Source organism: Nitrospira sp. BLG_2 (assembly GCF_049222245.1).
This window is the reverse complement of record NZ_JBLYIG010000562.1, coordinates 1-15,788: the sequence shown is the minus strand read 5'-3', so window position 1 is coordinate 15,788 and position 15,788 is coordinate 1. Positions and strand designations below refer to the sequence as shown.

Here is a 15,788-nt window from a genome sequence, read left to right as displayed (position 1 = left end):
GACGACGTAGCGTGCTCCTCAGCCGCTGCCGGTAGAGATAGGCCCATGCCTCCGACAAGACCGATCGCAGCAATAAAGATTGTGGACCCGGCAATGATTTTCATGCTGCCTCCTTTTGAGAAAATGGTTACGATGCCTTACAAAATGCAACTCATGTGCCGCCGGTCTGACCGCCGGTCTGTAAGACAAATTGGAGGAGCGATGCCGGCGTTCTGTCTCGACTTTCCCGGTTATGATGGAAAGCGATTGGAGAAGATCGATTGGAATGATGCGCAACGTCAATCCGAATTCCTCTGTGGTACGTCCCTTCAGTGCGGACATCATGTCAAGATAGAGACATGATGGTCGAACGGTCCTGGTTCTGCATCGGCACGATGGAACTCTTAGCCAAGATTCACCCACTTGCAGGAATCCTGGAAGATCTTCAGTTGCAAATGTCATAACACTGCTCGTTACCTGTATGCCGCATATGGACGGTGGATATTGCATGGAGATATGCATGCAGAAGGAACGAACGATCGAACAGTGCTCATTCGGCTGCCATGGCTGCGCTTCGAACCCAGGCTAGGGAAATTGGCAGCTGGAGGATGGAGCATGGAATGCTACTATCCGTCATCATTACGTGGCGAGGTCTTCTTGATGGGGCGTTCTGTCTCGACCAAGTCTTCCATCGTGTCCAGCAGCAAGCCGCGTGCTCGAGTCAAAAGGGTCCGCTATGCCGTCGTGGGACTCGGCCACATTGCGCAGGTCGCGGTCATACCGGCATTCGCCCATGCAAAACGAAATTCCGAATTGACAGCGCTGGTATCCGATGATCCCAACAAGCTGAAGCAGTTGTCCCGCCGGTATGACGTCCCCTACTGCTATTCTTATGAGCAGTATGAGCAATGCCTGCGGGAAGGCCATATCGACGCGGTGTATATCGCGCTGCCGAACAGCCTGCATTGCGACTATGCAGTCCGCGCGGCCAAGGCCGGCATTCATGTTCTCTGCGAAAAACCGATGGCGGTGACCGAGCAGGAATGCCGGCGCATGATCCAAGCGGCCGACCGTGCCGATACCAAGTTGATGATCGCCTACCGTCTGCATTTCGAGAAGGCGAACATGAATACGGTGGAGCTGGCTCAGTCCGGCAAGTTGGGCAATCTCCGACTCTTCAATTCTGTCTTCACGCAGCAAGTGCGCGAAGGAGACATACGGGTGGAAGCCGAATTGGGCGGGGGATCGCTGTACGATATCGGCGTCTATTGCATCAATGCCGCCCGGTATGTCTTTCAGGCCAATCCAACCAAGGTCAGCGCTGGTGTGGTCAAGGGAACCGACCGTCGTTTTCGGGAGGTTGATGAGATGACGGCGGCTTGGCTTGAATTTCCGGGGAACCGGCTTGCGACCTTCGTCTGTAGTTTCGGCGCAGCCGATGTCTCGGCCTATGAAGTCGTCGGCACGAAAGGGCGTGTCCGGATGGATCCGGCCTATGAGTATGTCGGCGAACTCCGGCAAGACATTACGCTGAACGGGAAGAGCCGTACCCGCCAATACGAAGGCCGAGATCAGTTTGCGCCGGAGCTCCTGTATTTTTCGGATTGCATCCTCAACGCCCGCCCGCCGGAACCGTCCGGGCTGGAAGGCTTGATCGATGTGGCGATCGTCGAGGCCTTGTATCGATCGGCGAAAACCGGCCGCGCCGTTTCGCTGGCACTTCCGGATAAGAAACAGTGGCCCGCGCATGATCAAGTGATTCAACGGCCGCCCATTCGGAAACCAGCGCTCGTTCGCGTGAAGTCTCCCTCGTTGTGATCACGATGCGGAGAACCGCAGCCCTCCTCTTTTTAGGTTCACTATGTTTTGCGATGTCCTGGGATTGCGTCGCAGGGGATAGAGAACCAGGAGGACCGGCCGGTATGTTGCCGGGTGGCACACATCATGAGGATACCGTCCCCGGTGGCACAGCCTAGAAAAAACTGCCGGGCGAAGGACCATGACGCGGCTTGTGCCGCGCGCGTCTTTAGTCGGTTTTATGCAGCCGCAGCACGGCGACCGATCGGGCGTTGAGATCATACGTCTTGCCGCCGCGCAATTGCTTGCGATCTTCCGATGTCTCCGTATCGCTGGTGTCAAGAAGCCTTTCCCATCGGACCCCGCGCTGATGCGCGGGGAGAGTAAACTGAAAAGGTTCGTGATGGGAGTTAAACAGCAACAAGAGTGTGTCTCCGTGTATGGGACGTCCTTTGTAGTCTTTTTCTTGGATGGCGTCGCCGGCCAGACGGACGCCGAGCGAGCGGACGTGCGCGTCATGCCAGTCTTGATCGGTCATCTCATGCCCATCCGGGCGGAACCAAGCGATGTCCTTGATTTCAGATCCACGGATGCGTCGTCCTTGAAAGAACCGACGGCGGCGTAAGACAGGCTGCTCGCGCCGTAATTGAATCAAACGTTGCACAAAGGCCAACAATCGGCGGTCGCGGTCCTTCAGATTCCAGTCGAACCAACTGATTTCATTGTCCTGACAATAGGCGTTATTGTTGCCGCCCTGAGTGCGCCCGAGTTCATCGCCGCCGCACAGCATCGGCACGCCCTGGGAAAAAAGCAGCGTCGTGAGAAAATTGCGCTTCTGTTGATCGCGCAGGGCCATGATTGCCGGGTCGTTCGTCGGACCTTCCGCGCCGCAGTTCCAGCTTTGGTTGTTGTCGTTGCCGTCTCGATTCTCTTCTCCGTTCGCTTCGTTATGCTTCTCGTTGTATGACACCAGGTCGTCGAGCGTGAAGCCGTCATGGGCGGTCACGAAGTTGATGCTGGCATACGGCCGCTTGCCGCTGCGTTCGTACAAATCGCTGCTGCCGGAAATGCGGTAACCCAACTCGGAAACTTGTCCGCCGTCGCCCTTCACATAGCGGCGGATGGTGTCGCGGTATTTATCGTTCCATTCGGCCCAGCCCAAGGGAAAATTACCGACCTGGTAACCTCCGGAAGCCAAATCCCACGGCTCAGCGATCAGTTTGACGCGGGACAGAATCGGATCCTGGTGAATAATGTCGAAAAAAGCGCCCAGTCGGTTGACGTCGTGCAGTTCCCGCGCGAGGGTGGAGGCGAGATCGAAACGAAACCCATCGACATGCATTTCTTCGACCCAATAGCGAAGACTGTCCATGATGAGCTGCAGCACGCGCGGATGATTCATATTCAGCGTATTGCCGCACCCCGTGTAATCCATATAATAACGCTTGTCGTCGTCGACCAGGCGGTAGTACGAGGCGTTATCGATGCCCCGGAAGCACAGTGTCGGACCGAGATGGTTGCCTTCCGCGGTATGGTTGTAGACCACGTCGAGAATGACCTCGATGCCCTCGCTGTGCAGCGTCTTCACCATCGTCTTGAATTCACGCACCTGCTCGCCGCGTTTCTGGGCATGCGCGTATCGGATGTCAGGCGCAAAAAACCCGATCGAATTGTAACCCCAATAGTTCGTCAGGCCTCGATCATGCAGATGTTGATCGTTAATAAAGTGATGGACAGGCAACAATTCGACGGCAGTTACGCCGAGGGTTGTCAGATGATCCAGTACAGCCGGTGAAGTCAGACCCAAGTACGTTCCGCGCTGGGATTCAGGTACATCAGGGTGACGAGCGGTCAGTCCCTTTACGTGTACTTCGTAGATGACCGTCTCATCCCAGGGAGTGAAGAGAGGTTTGTCGGTGCCCCATGTAAAGGAAGAGTCGACGACAACACTTTTGGGAACGTCGGCGGCATTATCCCGATCGTCGATCGACAGGTCGGCTTGCGGATCACCGATTCGATACCCGAACGTGCGTCCGTCGAGCCATTGCACATTTCCGGCAATGGCTTTTGCATAAGGGTCTATGAGCAATTTGGCGGGATTGAAACGATGGCCTTGCTTCGGATCGTAAGGGCCGTGGACACGGTACCCATAATGTTGTCCGGGAAAGAGCTCCGGCAAATATATGTGCCACACTTGATTGGTCTGTTCTTCGATCGGAAGACAAACTGAAGGGCGAGGGTCATCGGCACGGTCGAACAGACACAGTTCGACCTTGGTCGCATTTTCTGAAAATAGCGCGAAATTGATGCCCTGACCATCCCAATGGGCACCAAGAGGAAATGGATTTCCAGGCCACGTACGCATTCGTTTCATGGTCTTAAGCAAAATGGATGCCCTCCATTTGGGAAATGGGTACCTTATATGCCATGTAACAACATCAGAGATGTCTCATGGATTGGTACGGCAAAAGAGACAACTTGTCTCGCAGTGGACAACTTATACCAAGACTTCTCGGAATTTTTCAAATTGCTGAACTCAGCGAAGCTGTACTGCGTAATTTTCAAGTAGGAAGAGAAAACATCCACATGCTTTCAGGTGGAGAGACGCCGATGACGAGTCAAACACGCTGAGAAGCCGTGATGCGTGTCAGGTACACGGATGACCTGCGACTATCCAGGGAGATTTCCAGGGATCGTACTAGAGGGCAGCGGCCGGAGCATGGCATATGATGGAGGTCATGTCCATGCAGCCTCAGCTCAGATCCCTGCTGGCCGAAAGCCAAGCACCGGCCGTCTCCATCTTTGTACCGACGCACCGAGCAGGCCAGGAAATCAGACAGGATCCGATAAGACTAAAGAATCTCGTGAAGCAGGCGGAACGGCAGTTGATCAATGAAGGCACGCGTCCCGCCGAAGCCCGCAATTTGTTGGAACCGGTCGCGACCTTGGTCGAGGACGCGGCGTTTTGGCGGCACCAAGCCGATGGGCTCGCCGTATTCCGTTCGCCCGATGTATTCCGAACCTATCGCGTGCCGTTCCCGGTGGCGGAATTCGTGACCGTGTCCGATCGGTTCTACATCAAACCGCTGCTGCCGCTGTTGATCAACGACGCGCGCTTTTATGTGCTTGCTCTGAGCCAAAAGGCAGTGCGGCTCCTCGACTGTACTCGCGATAGCGTCGAGGCGGTACCCTTGCCAGACGTGCCTCCGAGCATGACTGAAACGCCGGGTTATGAACGCCGTGAGAAACAATTGCAGTCCGAAGCTCTGGCGCCGAAGGGTTCCAGCGGCACGAGCAGCGGTGGGGGAACAGCGCTCTTTCATGGCCACGGATCAAGCAGCGATGCTTCGACTGCCGATGTGGAACGATACTTTCGAGCTATCGACCGCGTCGTCTGCGACGTCCTGCGTGATCGTCATGAACCACTGTTGCTGGCCGGAGTGGAGCATCTCCTGCCGCTGTACGAAAGCATCAGCCGTTATGCGCCAATCTTGTCGGAACGTCTTCTTGGCAATCCCGAGGAGCTCCGTGATGATGAGCTGCATCGGAAAGCGTGGCCCATCGCGGATCGTCATTTCCAGCAAGCCCGTGACAAGGCCGTCGCGGAGTATCACGAAGGGATCGCCAACGGGAGAGCCGGTCATACGCTATATGACGTGCTCACGGCCGCATTCCAAGGGCGCATCGCGACGTTATTCATCCCCCTGGGCGTGCGCCGGTGGGGTAGATTCGACTTCAATCGGCTCGCGCTGGAGGAGCATGATCAAGAGCAGCCGGGCGACGAAGAACTGCTGGACTTGGCGGTCGCACAGACCCTTCGGCAGGACGGCAAGGTCTATGGCATGAAGCCGGTGGAGATTCCGGGCGGCCATTTATTGGCGGCAGTCTATCGGTATTAGCCCGCATTATTCATGAACGCTTCTACTGCAACCTTCCCATACGCCACTGTGACAAAATGGCCGTGGGCCGCGCTTATGCTGAACATAAGAGGACAACATGAATCTGTACATCGAAGGGCGCCACATCAAGGTAACCGACGAATGGGCCGCCGATATCACGGCGCGGGCCAATGAGCTGAAGCCGTCAGCCGGTGTAGTGCATCTCCGCGCCACGCTGGCGCGGCACGATCACCAGAATGCCGACGACACCCACGAGGCGGTCGTCGTCGCGCAGATGCCAGGCCATACGGTCACGGCGCGCAAGAGTGACAACAGCTTCGAAGAAGCCATCCGTCAGGCCTTTGAAGCGCTGAAGACGGAGTTGGAGCGGATACAAGAAAGACGAGCGTCGCATGAGGTGCGTATCGCGTCGCCGCCCGAGCGCGGCGTGGTGACGAAGCTCTTTCCCGAAGAAGGCTACGGGTTCATTGTGTCGGATGACGGCATCGAAGTGTACTTTCACCGAAACGCGGTGCATGGTTTGGAGTTCGAGAAGATGGACGGCATGGAGGTGACGCTCAATATCGAGCCGGGCGAAAAAGGTCCACAGGCCACGACCGTGAATCCTGTCGACCCACTCCAATACTACGCCGACAAAGGCGCCGCCGCCTGAGTCCTGTGTCGTGGTATTTTGCCAGGACCCACAAAGTCCCCACCGCGATGAGGATCATCCAGGTTATTCAATGATCCAAAGTGCGAATCCTCTCGCATCACGCAGCAAACGATCGGTAATGCCGCCGCCGAAGATTCGTGTGATCCCGGACGCGCCGGTGCGCCCTACGACAATCGTCTCGTAACGACCGATTGTCGCTTCTTCGACAATGGTTTTCGCAATGTCGTCCTCATGCCCAAACTTGAGGGTGACGAGGTTTTTGTCAAAGCCGGCACGCACCAATGTCTCACAGGCTCGTTCTAGAAGGGAGCATTCGGCCTCGATCTCTTGCTTCACCCACGCCTGCTGGTCCCTCCTCAGTCGAGTGCCCAGCGCTTCTTCAATGTCGGGATTTTCAGATCCGCCATGCTCCAACAGGACGCGTGGCATGGGCTTGAGGACGTGAAAGAGTGTCACCATGACATTCGGTGTACGATGCAGAAGAGATCCCACATATTGAACGGCCCGCCGGGCGTTTTCGGATTCGTCCACAGCCACAAGAAGCCGCATATCTCAATCCGTGGTAGAGCGCTCTAGGCGCTCTACATCGATATGCCATGAGGCCATCTTCAGCCGATCGGCTGCTTTCTCCAACTGTTTGTCGGGCGCCATTTCTTACATCCTCATTCCATGGGCCTCACCCAAGAAAATGTGCTCCCGTCGAGACAGATCGTCTTGCTCAGAGTCGATAGACGACTACGATTTGACGGTTTCTCGGCGAATGTTTCTAACAGGTCAGCGTTGCTGAACGTAAGTGGAGAGTGTGGCAAAAGGCATGCCTTTGGTTAACGGGAATACAAAGAATGAAATGAATGGAGCAGATGCGAAGTCTGGCCTCGTTCGTCTGCAGTGGGCCGTCACAGGCCGGCTCGCGATCCGCTCGTTGTATCACCTTGGCTCGGCGTTCGAAGAGTTTGTCCAATTCCATGAACGATTCGAGACGGATCCCTGCGCGATAGGCGACAGTTGCATGCGCTCCGGCCGATCATCCGGAGATTCGGCCTTCCTTGGGCATCTCCTAGTGGTGCGCGGTCTCACGCACATAGTGGAATCAAAATAGAGAAAAAGCGAACTCTTCACCGCTGAGTTCAGCAAGATAGTTGCATAAAGATACTGAGACCGGCGCATGCGCATTCCCACATCAAGATTCAAGAGCGTTGGTAATTTCATTGAGTCACGATAGGGCACAAAAAACGTAAACAGGAGACCAGGCATTTATGAACTGTTGGACCACAGGAGGATTTATGCACACTCTTCGATTTGCAACTCCTTATCGTCGATCGGGTGTACTTGTAAGTGCGATCATGCTCAGCATTTTGATTATTCCTTTGATATTCATTACCGAGCCATCGGGAGGACCTCCGCTCTCGTCATCACAAATCGTTCCCATGCTGGCCTCGGAAGATTCCGCGCGGGAGGACATGGATGGAAGTCCGTCAGTTGCAGAGGGAGCGATCGTGTTCATGGAATATACGATTACAATTCCCGAGTCTGATCTCACCATCCCCCATAATCTCACTCTCTTCGAACATGGTCAGGAAGATTTACTGCCCAACGTTGAAAAAGCGCTCACCGGCATGAAGAAAGGCGACGAAAAACGTATTGATCTCAGTTCGGACGAGGCGTTCGGCCCGTATGATGAATCGAAAAGAGTGGAGGTGAGCAAGGATAATTTGCCAGCCGATGCGCAACCAGGAATGGCCTTCGTTACGGAAGAGGGCATTCCGTTCGTCGTGGTCGATCTTGTTGGACCTATGGCCGAACTCGATTTTAATCACCCGTTGGCAGGGAGGCACGTGGTGATCGACGTTATGATTTTAAACGTCGAAATCCCCTCGGGTAGTGAACAAGATCTTCATATCTAGGGGAATATTCGAACCGGAGGCCGGCGAATCGAAGAGGCGGAAATATTCGATCATATCTAGGGTGTTTACTCGTAGGAGCTGAAGGAAAAAGACAGTAAAGTCCAATCAACAGGACATACAATAAAAACGTTGTGAACTCATAATGGAAACGTTAGGAGGCATGACGAAAAATTGTAAAGTTCTGAGAAGCTCCGCTTTCGAAAGAGAGCGGGGCTTTTTTATGTGATCGCTTGCCACATCACAACGGTGGGTCATGATTCAACGCATTCTTTTTGCGACTGATTTTTCAGTTGGAACTCTACCCGCGCGGGCTTACGCGGCCTATTGGACTTCTACCTTTGGCGCGGAACTCAAAGTCCTCCATGTCTTTGAAACATATCCTGTTCTTGCAGCCTATCCGATGGCACCCAATCCCATGGCCGATACGCCCATGATCGAATCCATGCAGAGCGAGGTTTCTCGCAGGTTGGATCAGCTGGCCAATGAGTTAGGTCGATGCGGCGTGCGAGCGACCAGCATGCAGGTGCGTGGTATCCCGAGCGAGGAAGTCATCAAAGCGGCAGACGCCGATAGAGCGGATCTCATCGTGCTCGGCACGCGGGGACGCATGGGATTGGAGCATATCCTGTTAGGCAGCACTGCTGAACGAGTGGTAAAAGGCGCTCCGTGTCCGGTGATGACGGTCCGTTCGGCCTTGGTCGCGCCTTCGCACGATAGGCCGATCGCGATTAAACACATCCTTGTGCCGATCGATTTTTCGGACTGCTCGCTCGATGCCTTGGAATATGCCATTCCATTGGCAAAACGCTTCGAAGCGCCCGTGACGATTGTGCACGTGTTGGAATGGGCATCGGTGGGGGTGGACTTCAGCGTGGTAGACCTCGCCGAAGGGACGAAAGTGAGGAAGGAAACTGAGATGCGGCTATCGGATCTCGCCGCCGTGATCCGCGCGCAAGGTTTGTCCGTGGAAACGGTGATCCGAAGCGGCGGCGCACCGGCTGATTTCGTATTGGAATGTGCAGGCGAACGCGGAGCCGATCTGATCATTATGGGGACGCATGGGCGCCGCGGCCTTTCCCGCCTGTTGGTCGGTAGTGTGGCGGAAGGAGTATTGCGGCAGGCGGCGTGCCCGGTCATGACCGTTAAAACGCCTAAGTTCAGCCCTGAACACCAGCGGGTGCTGGCGACTGCCGGGCGAGTGCAAGTGTAAAAGAGTGTGGCGGGTGCATCTGCGCTGAATGCGCCATGGCGGATGTTGAAGCGCAATCCCCGGCACGGCTGCCGACCGGCGCGAGCAACATCGTAGAGAGGTAGGAGAGAGAGAAATGAGTTTGAAAGCGTTGATGTTTGCCTCGATGGCGATGTATCTGGCTCTTTCAGGATGTCCTCCCCGTAAGCCCCCACCGATAGTCGGGCACAGCGGGACCACGATCATGAAGACAGTAGCGATCGATGCGATTTTGCCGACTGCCCCGCCAAGCGCGCCGAACTGAAAGATGCGGCGCTCGCCATATTGGGTAGCGTATTGAGCCCCGGTCTGTCGCTATCCCTAGGAACTTACCGAGCAGCTCAAGCAGAGGTGAGCGCCATATCATGAATACTGAAGGACACGTAAGGTGTCCACAGTATGTAAAGGGTAATGAATCCATAAGCGACCCAGCCTGCGAGGCTAGCACCGCAAGATCGGACACGGTTGAAAAACGAATCATCAGCTGAACGCCGACTTCACATTGAGGGCCTGCGCGAGTTCTTGTCTTGTGCAATGCTAGGGGGGGTACCAGTATCGAATCCGTCGGGATCCCTTTACAAATCGATCACCTTCCCGAGAGGAGGAAATCCGACCATGGCTCACTACATCACGAACATCGAAGAAGCGGCTATCCAAAATGACATGTTCCGCAAGATTTTGTTTACCGCTGAGCACAGCCAGTTGGTGTTGATGAGTCTCAAGCCGGGAGAAGATATCGGTTTAGAAACTCATCGGCTGGATCAATTCATCAGAGTGGAATCGGGTCGTGGAACCGTCTGCCTCAACGGTGTGGAGTACCCGCTCGAAGATGGAACAGTGGTGGTCATACCGGCGGGTACCGAACACAACGTCGTCAATTCAGGACAAGAGTCCTTGAAGCTGTATACCGTCTACAGCCCACCGGAACACAAAGACGGTATTGTGCATGTCACGAAACGGGATGCGCTCGGCGACCACGATGATCACTTCGACGGCAAAACCACGACCATGCTCAGGGAGTCGCCCGCGGCAAGTGTCGTTGCAGCAGCGAAGGTCGTATGAAATCCGGCGCCGTAGTGTGGACGGCTCTGAGTTTGATGGTGATGGCTTGTCAGCCCTCCGATAGAGCGGTCATTCGGCCGGTAGCCAAGGAGAAGGCCCCGACCACCATGGTATTGCCGTCGGCGGAGCGGTTCGCTGATTTCGCGATGGGGTCGGTCTTCTTTATCGGCAATGCCACCGTGCTCATCCGCTACGCAGGCTTCACGATTTTGACCGATCCGACCTTCATTCACCAACACGGCGAAGTGCCTCTGGGTTACGGCTTGAAGACGACAAGGCTCACCAACCCGGCGGTGGACATTCACGATCTGCCTCCGTTGGACCTCATTGTCCTTTCTCATTTCCATGGCGATCATTTCGACCAAGTGGCCGAGCGGGACTTGAATAAATCGATCCCGATCGTGACGACACAGGCCGCGGCGGTGGAATTGGCGGAGCGAGGATTCAAAGACATTCGCCCGCTCGAAACATGGGGGCCGGTCACGATCGAAAAAGGGGAGGCTCGTCTCCGGATCACCGCCATGCCAGGCCGGCATGCTCCGCGACTGATCCACTTGGCGTTGCCGGATGTCATGGGCAGCATGTTGGAGTTCCAATCCGCTTCAGAAGGGGTGAAGTTCAGGATATACATCACCGGCGATACACTGGTGATCGATGAATTAAAGGAGATTCCGCGCCGCTATCCGGACATCGACTTAGCGCTCCTGCACCTCGGCGGGACTCGCGTTCTCGGTCTCCTTGTCACGATGGACGGCAAGCAGGGGGTCGAAGCGATGCGAATCGTGAATCCCGATCGAGCGATTCCCATTCACTATAACGACTATGATCGATTTCAGTCGCCGCTTTCGGACTTCCAGGATGAAGTCAAGGCGGCGGGCCTGCAAGATCGCGTTCACTACTTGAAGCACGGCGAGACCTACAACTTTGAAGTGCGGGCCTCGGCCGTCACGAAATCTAAATGAGCCTAACTGAAAGGATTGGAGCATGGCACAGAACCGGGTAGGAGCTCGCATGCTGTACGGCGCGGGATTATTCGCGCTGAGTCTGGCAACCGCCGGACCTGTTTGGAGTTCGGATTCCGCGAAGTCCACCGGACCGGGCGTTATCCAAGGAGAGGATGGCTCCATGTCCACGAAACAGAGGGGACACACCGGCCCTACGACGGGCCGCAACGAGCACAGCGGATCAGCGACGGGGGCGGTGAGAGATCCATCCAAAGCCGAACCTCCTCATGACAAGAGTCGCGGTTCGAGCCAAATGGGATCGGATTCGAGCCATGAGGCCAGTCAGCTGAAAGGACAGAAGCAATCGGGCGAGCGTCCGGATAAGTAACACGGAGCACGCTGCGGTACGGCGATGGTCACCGATCGCTCCGAACATCTCCTTGAGAATGACGAGGGAAGACGGTTATCGATTGTGGAAGCATCGCGTCACTTCTCCAAGTGATATACACGGGGGGACGTTCCTGGGATAAGGCGAGGTGGCGACGGATACAACGTACTCGCATGTAAAAATCAAAAGATTGATATGTCCCTGAAAAATTTATCGGTGCTGGCAGTCGGTCTCCTTGCGTTGGTCCTCGAAGGTTGCGAATACGTTAAACTCTTTCGTCCCAGCGTGTTAAAGCAAGTCACTCCCGAGGTGGCCGCCCTCCTGAACGAATTACCCAACGTCGATCGTCAAAACAAAGAGATAGTAGGACGGTTGTTTCCTCATGGAGGCCTATCCGAGGCACGGTTGGACGAGGACGGCGTCATGCGGGATGAAATCCGTATCCCGGAAGGACAGTTGATGTGGAACCCCGCCATCATTGTCATGCCTCGGGCGGGAGAACTCGAGATCGATTTCGTGAACGAGGATACCTTCTTTCATGCCGCTTTGATGCCGAGCAATGGTGATCGGGAATATCTCCTCTTGCCCGTTCATCGGCGAGGGAAAACCAAAATTCGTCTGGACGGTCCCGGATATTATTGGTTTGGATGCCCGGTAGCGAATCATGCGGGACGGGGCATGCTCGGTCTTATTCTTGTCCGCGGGGACGTGCAGGCCGAGGCGAAGCTTGATCGGCCGAAGCAGCCAAGGCCATAATGAAGTCCATACCAATGACATCACTCGACATCGATCGGACCAAAGCTGTCATGGCTGTCGCATGTCTCTTCTTTACAGTCTCATGTGGAGCATCACGCCAAGATTATCCGATGGCGAACGAAAGCCGGCCTCTCGGTTCCTACAGCAACGCAAAAGGCTCAGCCCCGCCTGTTGCCCATGATGTGACCTCCGCGCGCATCGCCCGTGCGCGCTCGGAGCCTCATAATTGGCTCACCTACTATGGAGCCTACGACGGCTGGCGCTATAGTCCGCTGGACCAGATGACGCGAGAGAACGGCACAGGCCTGCGCCCGGCGTGGGTGTTTCAATTCGGGCAAATCGGGCTGGCTGCCAATCCGGCCACCTATGCCTTTGAATCGTCGCCGCTCGTCGTGGACGGGGTCATGTTCCTATCCGGGTGGGACGGCTATGTATGGGCGCTCGATGCGGAAACCGGTCAAGAATTATGGCGATACAAACATGAAGTTCCGCTGGATACGCCTCTGTGCTGCGGAAATGTGAATCGCGGCGTCGCGGTCGCCCGCGGAAAAGTATTTTTCGCCTCGCCGAACGGATATCTCGTCGCCCTCAATGCGACCTCCGGGAAATCGGTATGGGCGAGACCTTTCGTCGATATTCGAGCCGGAGAGAGCGCCACCATGGCTCCCCTTATCGTGAAGAACCTCGTTATCGTCGGCAATTCGGGCGCTGAATTCGGAGTCATAGGCCATATCGATGCCTTCGATCTCGAGAGTGGACGCCGGATATGGCGCCACTACAATGTGCCGAAGCCGGGGGAGCCGGGATCGCACACTTGGCCGAAAGAGAGTCGGGCCTGGGAACGAGGCGGAGGCACGGCCTGGGTCACAGGGACCTATGACTCGGAAACGAACATATTGTACTGGGGCACGAGCAACCCCGGTCCGGATTTTGATGGAAGCGTCAGACCGGGCGACAATTGGTATACCGATTCGGTGCTGGCGCTCAATCCCGACGACGGCTCCTTGAAGTGGCATTACCAGTGGACCCCGCACGACGTCTGGGATTATTCGGGAGTGAACGAGAATATCCTCATCGATGAAGACGGCAAAAAATTGCTGGCGCATTTCGACCGCAACGGCCATCTGTTCATCCTCGATCGGACCACCGGCGCGCTGATGAGCGCGACACCGTTTGTCGCGGTGACGTGGGGTAGGATCGATGAAAAGGGACAGGTGACTGTGCAAAAGACGCCGACTCCCGAAGGCACGGTCATTTGTCCCGGTCCGGCCGGAGGAAAGGAATGGGTGCATGCCGCCTACAGCCCTCGCACGAAACTTTTGTACACACCCGTGATCGATGCCTGCGCAACCTTCACACTCAAGCCGGCCGAATTCCGCGAGGGCTTACCCTATTGGGGCGGCGAGGCAAGCGTCATGGGGCAGCCGCAGGCGGGCCATGTCAAAGCCTACGATCTCTCAGGCAAAGAAGTGTGGACGTGGAAGTATCACAAACCCATGGTGAGCTCGCTCTTGGTGACGGCGGGTGATGTCTTGTTCGCCGGCCAGCCGACAGGCGAATTCAATGGATTCGATGCCGGTACCGGCCGATTGCTGTGGCAATTTCAAACCGGCAGCGGCATTCACAGCAGTCCGATGACCTACAGCGTCAAAGGGAAGCAATATGTGGCGGTGCCGGCGGGATGGGGCGGATGGATCAAGGGGTTTTCACCGGACTTAATCGGTTCGCCCCGCGGAGATGCCTTGTTTGTATTCGCGCTTCCCTAGCCGGAAATGAACGGGAGCGGCCAATAACCAATAGAAGGAGTCAGCACATGGACTGGGAACCCCCATCATTCGCGGAAGTAAAAATGGACTCGGAAATCAATTCGTACCAAGATGATTTCGGAGACGGCCCCGACGTGAACGGGCCGTCGAAGGCAACGCCGATCATCATCACCCGTCAAGAATAGCCACGGGGGAGGGGATGCTCCTTCGGGTTCTTGGGTCGGCAGCCGGGGGCGGATTCCCACAGTGGAACTGCGCCTGTGTGAATTGCGAAGGCATGCGAAAAGGCCTGATCGCCGCGAGCCCTCGGACGGAGGAATCGATCGCTCTCAGCGTGGACGAGGAGGATTGGTTCCTCATCAATGCCTCTCCGGAGATTCATGCGCAGATCGAAAGTTATCGTCCACTCCATCCTCGCCGATCACGTTCCACGCCGATCCAAGCCATCGTGTTGACCAACGGAGATTTGGACCACTGTTTGGGACTTCTCTCGCTCAGGGAAAATCACCGGCTCGTCCTGTATGCGACCGACTCCGTGCGTCGCGGATTTACCGAAGGCAACGTCTTGTATCGGACGCTCCGGCGTTTCCCTGAACAGGTCACGTGGCGAACGCTGAAACTCGATGTTGAGGAACCGCTGTTGCGCGCGGACGGAAAGCCGTCGGATCTGACGGTGACAGCCGTGGCCGTTCCGGGCAAGCCTCCAATCCATTTGGAAGGACTCGTTTCATCCGGAGAGCCGGAGGTGAATGTGGGCCTTCGATTTCGCCAATCGTCAAACGGGAAAGTGCTGGCCTATTTTCCTGGCGTCGGCCGGATCACGCCTTCGGTTCTCAACGCGCTCGAAGGAGCCGATTGTGTCCTGTTCGACGGGACGTTTTGGTCGAGCGATGAACTGTCCGCGCCGGGCTTCCTCGGAAAATCGGCGGAAGATCTCGCGCATTGGCCCGTCGGTGGACCGGAGGGAAGCCTTTCGATACTTTCGAAGATTGACGCTCCTCGCCGGGTGTTCATCCACATCAATAACACCAATCCGATGTTAAGAGAGGATTCTCACGAGCGAGAACTTGTTGAAGCAGCGGGATGGGAGGTCGCATGGGACGGAATGGAGATTCGATTGTGACGATCATGGAAGATCACCCCCGGGATCGGCTCTCAGAGGAGGCCTTTATCGAATGGCTCAAACGGGAAGGTTCTCGCCGCTACCATGACCATCATCCTTTCCATGAGCTGATGCACAACGGGAATTTGACGAAGACACAGCTCCAGCAGTGGGTGCTGAACCGCTATTACTATCAAACGCGAATCCCCATCAAGGACGCCTTCATTGTCGCGAAATCCGAGGATCCCGCTTTTCGGCGGATGTGGCTCCGCCGCATCCGTGACCATGACGGCGAAGAGGAAGGAGAAGGC

At 55.9% G+C, this 15,788-nt stretch carries 17 protein-coding genes; 15 read left to right on the top strand and 2 right to left on the bottom strand.

Annotation, left to right across the window (positions count from 1 at the left end; all coding sequences use genetic code 11):
- The first annotated feature begins 594 nt into the window (after positions 1-594).
- Complete coding sequence (locus ACOSYY_RS14975) at positions 595-1,797, top strand: Gfo/Idh/MocA family protein (protein WP_421663340.1); 1,203 nt, start codon at positions 595-597, stop codon at positions 1,795-1,797.
- 208 nt (positions 1,798-2,005) lie between these two features.
- Here the strand turns inward: ACOSYY_RS14975 and glgX are convergent, their stop codons facing one another.
- Positions 2,006-4,141 carry a glycogen debranching protein GlgX gene (glgX, locus tag ACOSYY_RS14970; protein ID WP_526023331.1) on the bottom strand — a complete coding sequence of 712 codons (2,136 nt, stop codon included), beginning with the start codon at positions 4,139-4,141 and terminating at the stop codon, positions 2,006-2,008.
- 373 nt (positions 4,142-4,514) lie between these two features.
- Here glgX and ACOSYY_RS14965 point away from each other — a divergent pair, with 373 nt between their 5' ends.
- The gene (locus tag ACOSYY_RS14965; RefSeq protein ID WP_421663338.1) at positions 4,515-5,675 is read left to right on the top strand and encodes a baeRF3 domain-containing protein; all 1,161 of its coding nucleotides are present in this window, start codon (positions 4,515-4,517) and stop codon (positions 5,673-5,675) included.
- A gap of 97 nt (positions 5,676-5,772) precedes the next feature.
- The gene (locus tag ACOSYY_RS14960) at positions 5,773-6,327 is read left to right on the top strand and encodes an HPF/RaiA family ribosome-associated protein (RefSeq protein ID WP_421663337.1); all 555 of its coding nucleotides are present in this window, start codon (positions 5,773-5,775) and stop codon (positions 6,325-6,327) included.
- A 63-nt stretch (positions 6,328-6,390) separates the two neighbouring features.
- Here the strand turns inward: ACOSYY_RS14960 and ACOSYY_RS14955 are convergent, their stop codons facing one another.
- The gene (locus ACOSYY_RS14955; protein WP_421663335.1) at positions 6,391-6,876 is read right to left on the bottom strand and encodes a universal stress protein; all 486 of its coding nucleotides are present in this window, start codon (positions 6,874-6,876) and stop codon (positions 6,391-6,393) included.
- Between the two features lie 298 nt (positions 6,877-7,174).
- Between ACOSYY_RS14955 and ACOSYY_RS14950 the strand changes: the two genes are divergently transcribed.
- The 12 genes from ACOSYY_RS14950 to ACOSYY_RS14895 all read left to right on the top strand — a co-directional run.
- Positions 7,175-7,426 carry a hypothetical protein gene (locus tag ACOSYY_RS14950; protein ID WP_421663333.1) on the top strand — a complete coding sequence of 84 codons (252 nt, stop codon included), beginning with the start codon at positions 7,175-7,177 and terminating at the stop codon, positions 7,424-7,426.
- Between the two features lie 157 nt (positions 7,427-7,583).
- Positions 7,584-8,231 (top strand): FKBP-type peptidyl-prolyl cis-trans isomerase, encoded by a 648-nt coding sequence (locus ACOSYY_RS14945; protein WP_421663331.1) that lies wholly within the window; start codon positions 7,584-7,586, stop codon positions 8,229-8,231.
- 253 nt (positions 8,232-8,484) lie between these two features.
- Positions 8,485-9,441 (top strand): universal stress protein, encoded by a 957-nt coding sequence (locus tag ACOSYY_RS14940; protein WP_421663329.1) that lies wholly within the window; start codon positions 8,485-8,487, stop codon positions 9,439-9,441.
- Positions 9,442-9,556: 115 nt separating this feature from the next.
- A complete protein-coding gene (locus ACOSYY_RS14935; protein WP_421663328.1) occupies positions 9,557-9,724 on the top strand; it encodes a hypothetical protein in 168 nt (55 codons plus the stop codon).
- A gap of 350 nt (positions 9,725-10,074) precedes the next feature.
- The gene (locus ACOSYY_RS14930) at positions 10,075-10,521 is read left to right on the top strand and encodes a cupin domain-containing protein (RefSeq protein WP_421663327.1); all 447 of its coding nucleotides are present in this window, start codon (positions 10,075-10,077) and stop codon (positions 10,519-10,521) included.
- Positions 10,522-10,628: 107 nt separating this feature from the next.
- Complete coding sequence (locus ACOSYY_RS14925; protein ID WP_526023330.1) at positions 10,629-11,483, top strand: MBL fold metallo-hydrolase; 855 nt, start codon at positions 10,629-10,631, stop codon at positions 11,481-11,483.
- A 22-nt stretch (positions 11,484-11,505) separates the two neighbouring features.
- Positions 11,506-11,853: a hypothetical protein gene (locus tag ACOSYY_RS14920; protein ID WP_421663323.1), complete on the top strand. Its 348-nt coding sequence runs from the start codon at positions 11,506-11,508 to the stop codon at positions 11,851-11,853.
- Positions 11,854-12,048: 195 nt separating this feature from the next.
- Entirely contained in the window at positions 12,049-12,609 is a 561-nt protein-coding gene (locus ACOSYY_RS14915) for an MSMEG_3727 family PQQ-associated protein (protein ID WP_421663321.1), read from the top strand.
- A 110-nt stretch (positions 12,610-12,719) separates the two neighbouring features.
- A complete protein-coding gene (locus ACOSYY_RS14910) occupies positions 12,720-14,375 on the top strand; it encodes a PQQ-dependent dehydrogenase, methanol/ethanol family (RefSeq protein ID WP_526023329.1) in 1,656 nt (551 codons plus the stop codon).
- Positions 14,376-14,422: 47 nt separating this feature from the next.
- Positions 14,423-14,560 carry a hypothetical protein gene (locus ACOSYY_RS14905; protein ID WP_421663319.1) on the top strand — a complete coding sequence of 46 codons (138 nt, stop codon included), beginning with the start codon at positions 14,423-14,425 and terminating at the stop codon, positions 14,558-14,560.
- A gap of 14 nt (positions 14,561-14,574) precedes the next feature.
- Positions 14,575-15,498, top strand: coding sequence for a pyrroloquinoline quinone biosynthesis protein PqqB (pqqB, locus tag ACOSYY_RS14900; RefSeq protein WP_421663318.1), 924 nt, complete (start codon positions 14,575-14,577; stop codon positions 15,496-15,498).
- The coding region (locus ACOSYY_RS14895) for a thiaminase II/PqqC family protein (protein WP_526023328.1) at positions 15,471-15,788 on the top strand (318 nt) is incomplete at its 3' end. The genes pqqB and ACOSYY_RS14895, both read left to right, overlap by 28 nt.

Excerpts from the sequence above, each read along its gene's own strand:
- ACOSYY_RS14975 (WP_421663340.1), top strand. The coding sequence starts at position 595 with ATGGAATGCTACTATCCGTCATCATTACGTGGCGAGGTCTTCTTGATG.
- glgX (WP_526023331.1), bottom strand. The coding sequence starts at position 4,141 with ATGCGTACGTGGCCTGGAAATCCATTTCCTCTTGGTGCCCATTGGGAT.
- ACOSYY_RS14965 (WP_421663338.1), top strand. The coding sequence starts at position 4,515 with ATGTCCATGCAGCCTCAGCTCAGATCCCTGCTGGCCGAAAGCCAAGCA.
- ACOSYY_RS14960 (WP_421663337.1), top strand. The coding sequence starts at position 5,773 with ATGAATCTGTACATCGAAGGGCGCCACATCAAGGTAACCGACGAATGG.
- ACOSYY_RS14955 (WP_421663335.1), bottom strand. The coding sequence starts at position 6,876 with ATGCGGCTTCTTGTGGCTGTGGACGAATCCGAAAACGCCCGGCGGGCC.
- ACOSYY_RS14950 (WP_421663333.1), top strand. The coding sequence starts at position 7,175 with ATGAATGGAGCAGATGCGAAGTCTGGCCTCGTTCGTCTGCAGTGGGCC.
- ACOSYY_RS14945 (WP_421663331.1), top strand. The coding sequence starts at position 7,584 with ATGAACTGTTGGACCACAGGAGGATTTATGCACACTCTTCGATTTGCA.
- ACOSYY_RS14940 (WP_421663329.1), top strand. The coding sequence starts at position 8,485 with ATGATTCAACGCATTCTTTTTGCGACTGATTTTTCAGTTGGAACTCTA.
- ACOSYY_RS14935 (WP_421663328.1), top strand. The coding sequence starts at position 9,557 with ATGAGTTTGAAAGCGTTGATGTTTGCCTCGATGGCGATGTATCTGGCT.
- ACOSYY_RS14930 (WP_421663327.1), top strand. The coding sequence starts at position 10,075 with ATGGCTCACTACATCACGAACATCGAAGAAGCGGCTATCCAAAATGAC.
- ACOSYY_RS14925 (WP_526023330.1), top strand. The coding sequence starts at position 10,629 with ATGGTATTGCCGTCGGCGGAGCGGTTCGCTGATTTCGCGATGGGGTCG.
- ACOSYY_RS14920 (WP_421663323.1), top strand. The coding sequence starts at position 11,506 with ATGGCACAGAACCGGGTAGGAGCTCGCATGCTGTACGGCGCGGGATTA.
- ACOSYY_RS14915 (WP_421663321.1), top strand. The coding sequence starts at position 12,049 with ATGTCCCTGAAAAATTTATCGGTGCTGGCAGTCGGTCTCCTTGCGTTG.
- ACOSYY_RS14910 (WP_526023329.1), top strand. The coding sequence starts at position 12,720 with ATGGCGAACGAAAGCCGGCCTCTCGGTTCCTACAGCAACGCAAAAGGC.
- ACOSYY_RS14905 (WP_421663319.1), top strand. The coding sequence starts at position 14,423 with ATGGACTGGGAACCCCCATCATTCGCGGAAGTAAAAATGGACTCGGAA.
- pqqB (WP_421663318.1), top strand. The coding sequence starts at position 14,575 with ATGCTCCTTCGGGTTCTTGGGTCGGCAGCCGGGGGCGGATTCCCACAG.